Origin of the sequence: Vulcaniibacterium thermophilum (assembly GCF_007923255.1) — a bacterium.
Lineage (GTDB): Bacteria > Pseudomonadota > Gammaproteobacteria > Xanthomonadales > Xanthomonadaceae > Lysobacter_F > Lysobacter_F thermophilum.
In genome coordinates, this window is record NZ_VOHJ01000015.1 from 67,548 (window position 1) to 73,966 (window position 6,419).

Genomic DNA, 6,419 nt, shown 5'->3' on the forward strand with positions numbered 1-6,419 from the left:
CGTCACGGCATCCCGGCGCGCGCGGGAAGCGTCAGCCGCAGCCAGACGTAGCCGATCAGCGCCGAGATCACCGAAGCGCCGAGGATGCCGAGCACCGCGGCGTCGTAGAGCGCGCGCTCGGCATAGGCGAGCGAGGCGATGAACAGGCTCATGGTGAAGCCGATGCCGCACATGAAGCCCAGGCCGAGCATGGCCGCGAAGCCGGCGCCGTCCGGAAAGCGCGCCCAGCCCAGCGCACGCAGCAGCAGCGCGGCGCCGACGATGCCGACCGGCTTGCCGATCACCAGCCCGAGCACGATACCGAGCGGCAGCGCCTCCATCGCATCGGCAAGCTGCAGTCCGCCGAGCACCAGCCCGGCGTTGGCGAACGCGAACAGCGGCAGGATGCCGTAGGCGACCCAGGGATGCAGCGCGTGCTCGAGGTGCTCCAGCGGGGAGTGCTCGATCTCGTCGTCGATCGCATTCTTCGGATCGACATGCGGAATCATCAGCCCGGTCGCAACGCCCGCCAGCGTCGCGTGCACACCGGACTTCAGCACGCATACCCACAGCACCACGCCGAGCAGCAGGTAGGGCGTCAGCGCGCGCACCTTGCGCCGGTTGAGCAGCAGCATCGCCGCCAGCGCCGCGCCGGCCCAGGCCAGCGCGGTGAGCGACAGCCCGTGCGAGTAGAACAGCGCGATGATCAGGATCGCGATCAGATCGTCCACCACCGCGATGGTGGACAGCAGCAGCTTCATGCCGGTCGGCACCCGCGAGCCGAGCAGCGCCAGCACGCCGAGCGCGAACGCGATGTCGGTCGCGGTCGGCACCGCCCAGCCGCGCATCGCACCGGCATCGCCGCGGTTGAGCGCGGTGAACAGCAGCGCCGGCACCACGACGCCGGCCGTGGCGCACACCAGCGGCAGGATCAGGCGGTCGCGGCCGGCGAGCTGGCCGCTGAGCATCTCGCGCTTGATCTCCAGCGCGACCAGCAGGAAGAAGATCGCCATCAGGCCGTCGTTGATCCACAGCAGCAACGGCTTGGCGATCTCGAAGGCGCCGATGCGGATCTGCACCGGCATCGTCTGGAACGCCTCATAGGCGTGCTCCAGCGGCGAGTTGGCGGCGATCAGGGCGAGCACGGCGGCGCCGATCAGCATGATGCCGCCGGCGGCTTCCAGCCGGAAGAACTCGGCGAGCGCACGCATCGCGCGGTGCGGAAGAAGGGGTGCTTGCGTCATGCGCGGCAGTATAGCCAGCGCGTCGCGCGGCTCAGGCGTGGATGAGCAGCAGTTCGAATCCGATCCACGCCAGCAGCGCGGCGACCAGAATGCCGCCTTCGGCCTTGCTGAAACGCTGGTCGCCGCGCAGCATCGGGTACAGCATCAGCGCGAACGCGAGCGCGGCCGGCAGTTCGAAGCGCACGAACGACGGCGGCAGCGGCAACGGCCGGAACAGCGCCATGCCGCCGACCACCAGCAGCAGGTTGAACACGCTGGAGCCGATCACGTGGCCGGCGACCATGTCGCCCTGCCCGCGCCGCGCCGCGGCGATCGCGGCCGCCAGTTCCGGCAGCGCGGTGCCGATCGCCACCGGCAACAGACCGGTCACCAGCGGCGTCATCCCGAGCCCCAGACCGAGCACCGGCGCGTGCTCGACGATCAACCGCGATCCGAAGTACAGCAACGCCACCGCGATCGCGACGCGCAGGAGGTTCTGGCCCAGCCCGGTCGACGTGCGCGCATAGCGTTCGATCTCCGCGCGCACGTCGGCGTTCTCGCCGCGCGTGCGCCGCAGCGCGAACGCGAACGCGGCGGCGAACGCCGCCAGCAGCACGCCCCCTTCCACGCGCGACAGCGCGCCATCGAGCCCCATCGCGATCGCCGCCGCGGTGCCGAGCATCAACACCACCAGCAGCGGCGTGAGCGCTCGCCAGCGCACGGTCATCGGCGCCAGCCACGCAGCCACGCCGAGCGTCAGGCCGAAGTTGACCACGTTGCTGCCGACCGCGTTGCCGAGCGCCAGCGCCTGCCGTCCCTCGACGATCGCATGCACGTTGACCGCCAGCTCCGGCAGCGAGGTGGCAAACGCCACCAGCAGCAATCCGGTCACGAACGGCGAGGCGCCCGCCCGCTGCGCCAATCCCGAGGCGCCGCGCACCACCGAGTCGCCGCCGAGTGCGAGCAGCACCAGCCCAAGGAGAAACCAGCCCGTCGCTTCCAGCATCGTTGCCTCCGCTCAACTGCAGCCTTCGACGTAATCGATCTGCGGCGGCACCCCGAGGCGCCAGCGCGTGACGCGCCCCTGCGCGTCGGTCTCGAACAGAAGCACGCCCGCGCCGCCCTGCGGATCGCGGATGCGCAGGTACTGGCCGCCATCGACGTACTTGTGCGGCTGCGCCTCGGCATCCGGATAGAGGCGAAGCAGTTCCGTGCGCGGCATACCCACGCGTCCGCCGCCGGGCGCCGTCACATCCGCGGTGTCGACATCGACCCGCACGAAGCGGCCGCCTTCGATCATGAAACCGAAGCGGAACACCTCCGGCCCGCCCGCCGGCACCAGGTAGTGGCAGCCGCCGGGCTCCTGCGGCTGGCCTTCCAGCGTTTCGCCCCAGGCCTTCCGCAGCGCGTCCGCCTCGGCGCCGAACGCCGCCTCGCCGAAGCCGCGGAAGTCGAGGCGGCCCGCGCCCAGCCGACCGGCGCCGTCGACCGGAGGCGAAGCGGATGCCTGCGCCGGCGCGCGCGGCGCGGTCGCCGGCGGCACGTCCTGCGCCGGGTTGTCGACGGGCGCGGTCGGCGCGTCGGCATCGCGCGGCTGGCAGGCGGCAACGGCAGTCACGACGAGCGCCAGGATCGCGCGGCGCATGGCAGGGCTCCGGTGGGACCGCCGGCAGCTTAGCAAGCCCCTGCCAAGGCGACGCGATGACCGGGGTGTCACCGCTTCTTCATCATCGCGGCGCAGCCTGCGCGCGCGTCATCGGACAGAGGGATGGAGCGGCGATGCCGTACCGCAAGACCGCGCGCGGGCCGCGCTTGCCGCCCACGACCGCACGCTGAGCCTGCTCGAACGCCGCGTGCCGATCCTGTGCGACGGCCGGCGCGACGCCGGCGCGCTGCGCGAGATCGCGCCGGAAAACGGGTTACCGGCGCTCGCGGCCGCGCGCCAGGCGGCCGGCGAACCCGCGGCGCGCGTCGCCCGAGCGTCAGCGCGGCGGCTGGAAGTGCTTCTGCAGTCCCGCCCAGCACGCCTGGTAGTCGCGCTGGCGGTGCGGCGCCTCGAGCGCCTGCCGCGTCGGCCGGATCACCGCGCGCGTCTCGAACATGAAGGCCATGGTGTCGGCGATCACGTCCGGCTTCGAGAGGTCGGCGTTGGACGCCTTCTCGAACGTCGCCGCGTCCGGGCCGTGGCCGCTCATGCAGTTGTGCAGCGAACAGCCGCCCGGCACGAAGCCTTCCGCCTTGGCGTCGTACGCGCCATGCACCAGCCCCATGAACTCGCTGGCGACGTTGCGGTGGAACCACGGCGGCCGGAACGTGTGCTGCATCGCCAGGATGCGCGGACCGAAGATGACGAAGTCCATGTTCGCCGTGCCGGGCGTGTCGCTCGGCGAGGTGAGCACGGTGAAGATCGACGGATCGGGATGGTCGAAGCTGATCGAGCCGATCGTGTTGAAGCGGCGCAGGTCGTACTTGTACGGCGCGTAGTTGCCGTGCCAGCCGACCACGTCCAGCGGCGAATGGCCGATCGGCGCACGCCACAGCCGGCCCTGGAACTTGGCGATCAGCTCGAACTCGCCCTCCACGTCCTCAAACGCGGCGTTCGGGGTGAGGAAGTCGCGCGGATTGGCGAGGCCGTTGGAGCCGATCGGCCCGAGATCGGGCAGGCGCATCAGCGCGCCGAAGTTCTCGCACACGTAGCCGCGCGCGGCGCCGTCCGGCAGCGCGACGCGGAAGCGCACGCCGCGCGGGATCACCGCGATCTCCTGCGGCTCGACGTCCAGCACGCCCAGCTCGGTCTCGATGTGCAGCCGGCCCTGCTGCGGCACCAGCAGCAGTTCGCCGTCGGCGTCGTAGAAGAAGCGGCCCTGCATGTCGCGGTTGGCGGCGTACAGGTGGATGCCGACGCCGCCCTGCGCGGCCGGCCCGCCGTTGCCGGCCATGGTGAACAGGCCGTCGACGAAATCGGCCGGCGCCTCCGGCAGCGGCAGCGGGCTCCAGCGCATCTGGTCCGGCGCCACCACGTCCTCGAACACGTTGTGGAAGCGCGGCTGCGCGTAGGCCTGGAACGCGCCGTGGATCGCGGCCGGGCGGATGCGGTACAGCCAGCTCCGGCGGTTCTCGCGCCGCGGCGCGGTGAACGCGGTGCCGGAGAGCTGCTCCGCGTACAGGCCGTGCGCCACCTTCTGCGGCGAGTTCTGCCCGACCGGCAGCGTGCCGGCGAACGCCTCGGTGGCGAATTCGTTGCCGAAGCCGGACTGGTAGCCGGTGCTGGCGATGGTCATTCGGTCGCTCCCCCTTGCGTCTGTCCCTTTCGCGTTGCTGACACCGCTTTCGCGCACCCGATGACGCGCATGCACGCGGCCGGCCGCCTTCGATGCGGCGACCGGCGCGGAAGCGGCGTGGTTGCGGCTTACAGCACCCCGCGCCGCATCTGGTCGCGTTCGATGCTCTCGAACAGCGCCTGGAAGTTGCCCTCGCCGAAGCCTTCGTTGCCCTTGCGCTGGATGATCTCGAAGAAGATCGGCCCGATCGCGTTCTGGGTGAAGATCTGCAGCAGCTTACGGCTCTTGGTCTCCGGATCGGCGTCGATCAGGATCCTGTTCTTCTGCAGGCGGGCGACGTCCTCGCCGTGGTTGGGGATGCGCTGGTCGATCACCTCGAAGTAGGTGTCGGGCGTGTCGAGGAACTCGATGCCGGCCGCGCGCATCTTCTCCACCGTCTCGTAGATGTTCTCGGTGAACAGCGCGATGTGCTGGATGCCCTCGCCGTTGTACTGCTCGAGGTACTCGTTGATCTGCGACTTCGGATCGGACGATTCGTTGAGCGGGATGCGCACGATGCCGTCCGGCGCGGTCATCGCCTTCGACACCAGGCCGGTCTTGGCGCCCTTGATGTCGAAGTAGCGGATCTCGCGGAAGTTGAACAGCTTCTCGTAGTACTCCGCCCACTTCTCCATGTTGCCGAAGTAGAGGTTGTGGGTGAGGTGGTCGATGAAGGTCAGACCGAAGCCGGCGGGATTCGCCTCGGCGCCTTCGACCGGCACGTAGTCGGCATAGACCGAACCGGCGTCGCCGTAACGGTCGACCAGGTACAGCATGCAGTCGCCGATGCCCTTGATGACGGGCACGTCGACCGCGCGCGATTCGGCCTTGTGCGTCACCGGCTCGGCGCCGTTGCGCACCACCGCGTCGAACACCTCCCGCGCCGGCTTGCGGAAGCGGATCGCGAAGCCGCAGGCGCACGGGCCGTGCGCGCGCGCGAAGTCGGCGGCGAAGCTGTCCGGGTCCTCGTTGAGCAGGAAGTTCACGTCGCCCTGCCGGTAGACGGTGATCGGCCGCGAGCGGTGCCGCAGCACCGCGGTGAAGCCCATGCGACGGAAGTAGTCGTGCAATCGTGCGCCCTGTCCCTCCGGGGCTGCGAATTCGACGAATTCGAACCCGTTGATGCCCAGCGGGTTCTCGAAGGTGGTCACCTGCATGCCGGTGTTCGGCTGGGAGACATGGGGCTGCGCGTTCATGAACTCGGGCCTGAAGGGGCGGATACCCGATGTTATAGTTTCATCTGAAACTATCCGCAAGCGTATCGCCGCATGGACCGCAAAGCCCGTTCTGCTCCCGTATCGACTCGTGAGCGCCATCACACGGTGCTCGACCTGGAGCACTTCCTTCCCTACCGGCTGTCGGTGCTGTCGAACCGGGTCAGCGGCGCGATCGCGCGGATGTATTCGGAGCGCTTCGGGCTGAGCGTCACCGAGTGGCGCGTGATCGCGGTGCTGGGACGGTACCCCGGGCTGTCCGCCAGCGAGGTCGCCCAGCGCACGGCGATGGACAAGGTGGCGGTCAGTCGCGCGGTCGCGCGTCTGCTGGAAAGCGGTCGCCTGCAGCGGGACACCGACGGCGACGACCGCCGGCGTTCGGTGCTCAAGCTCAGCCGCGCGGGCTACCGCGTGTTCGACCAGGTGGCGCCGATGGCGATCGCGTTCGAGAAGCGCCTGCTGGACGGCATCAGCGCCGAGGAGCGCGCGCTGCTGTTCCGGCTGCTGGACCGCCTGGACGAGCTGGAGCTGCAGGCGGAGGCGGAAGGGCCGTGACCTGCAGGAGCAACTGTCTTGTGGCCTAGGCAACCCTAGGCGCCCAAGGCGCCTGATCGCGTGCCATGGCGTTGAGCATGGTGAGGTACTTGCGCATGCAGGCGACGACGGCGACCTTCTTGGGCTTG

The 6,419-nt window shown here is 69.9% G+C and carries 6 protein-coding genes and 1 pseudogene; 1 reads left to right on the top strand and 6 read right to left on the bottom strand.

The window, feature by feature from the left end; genetic code table 11:
- Positions 1–2 precede the first annotated feature (2 nt).
- The 5 genes from nhaA to hppD form a co-directional block, all read right to left on the bottom strand.
- Positions 3–1,223 carry a Na+/H+ antiporter NhaA gene (nhaA, locus tag FQY64_RS07990; protein WP_222431768.1) on the bottom strand — a complete coding sequence of 407 codons (1,221 nt, stop codon included), beginning with the start codon at positions 1,221–1,223 and terminating at the stop codon, positions 3–5.
- 31 nt (positions 1,224–1,254) lie between these two features.
- Positions 1,255–2,208: a sodium:calcium antiporter gene (locus tag FQY64_RS07995; RefSeq protein ID WP_146473661.1), complete on the bottom strand. Its 954-nt coding sequence runs from the start codon at positions 2,206–2,208 to the stop codon at positions 1,255–1,257.
- 12 nt (positions 2,209–2,220) lie between these two features.
- Entirely contained in the window at positions 2,221–2,847 is a 627-nt protein-coding gene (locus tag FQY64_RS08000) for a lectin (protein ID WP_229814955.1), read from the bottom strand.
- A 337-nt stretch (positions 2,848–3,184) separates the two neighbouring features.
- Positions 3,185–4,483 (bottom strand): homogentisate 1,2-dioxygenase, encoded by a 1,299-nt coding sequence (gene hmgA / locus FQY64_RS08005; protein WP_146473663.1) that lies wholly within the window; start codon positions 4,481–4,483, stop codon positions 3,185–3,187.
- 128 nt (positions 4,484–4,611) lie between these two features.
- Complete coding sequence (gene hppD, locus FQY64_RS08010) at positions 4,612–5,718, bottom strand: 4-hydroxyphenylpyruvate dioxygenase (RefSeq protein ID WP_146473665.1); 1,107 nt, start codon at positions 5,716–5,718, stop codon at positions 4,612–4,614.
- Positions 5,719–5,790: 72 nt separating this feature from the next.
- On the opposite strand from hppD, the gene FQY64_RS08015 reads away from it, so the two are divergent.
- Entirely contained in the window at positions 5,791–6,291 is a 501-nt protein-coding gene (locus FQY64_RS08015; RefSeq protein WP_146473668.1) for a MarR family winged helix-turn-helix transcriptional regulator, read from the top strand.
- 25 nt (positions 6,292–6,316) lie between these two features.
- On the opposite strand, the pseudogene FQY64_RS15050 reads toward FQY64_RS08015, so the two are convergent.
- Positions 6,317–6,419: pseudogene (locus FQY64_RS15050) on the bottom strand (IS110-like element ISRfsp2 family transposase); the annotation flags it as partial.

What these genes read in the sequence shown, in the direction of transcription:
- FQY64_RS08015 (WP_146473668.1), top strand. Translation starts at nt 5,791, where the DNA reads ATGGACCGCAAAGCCCGTTCTGCTCCCGTATCGACTCGTGAGCGCCAT.
- nhaA (WP_222431768.1), bottom strand. Translation starts at nt 1,223, where the DNA reads ATGACGCAAGCACCCCTTCTTCCGCACCGCGCGATGCGTGCGCTCGCC.
- FQY64_RS07995 (WP_146473661.1), bottom strand. Translation starts at nt 2,208, where the DNA reads ATGCTGGAAGCGACGGGCTGGTTTCTCCTTGGGCTGGTGCTGCTCGCA.
- hmgA (WP_146473663.1), bottom strand. Translation starts at nt 4,483, where the DNA reads ATGACCATCGCCAGCACCGGCTACCAGTCCGGCTTCGGCAACGAATTC.
- FQY64_RS08000 (WP_229814955.1), bottom strand. Translation starts at nt 2,847, where the DNA reads ATGCGCCGCGCGATCCTGGCGCTCGTCGTGACTGCCGTTGCCGCCTGC.
- hppD (WP_146473665.1), bottom strand. Translation starts at nt 5,718, where the DNA reads ATGAACGCGCAGCCCCATGTCTCCCAGCCGAACACCGGCATGCAGGTG.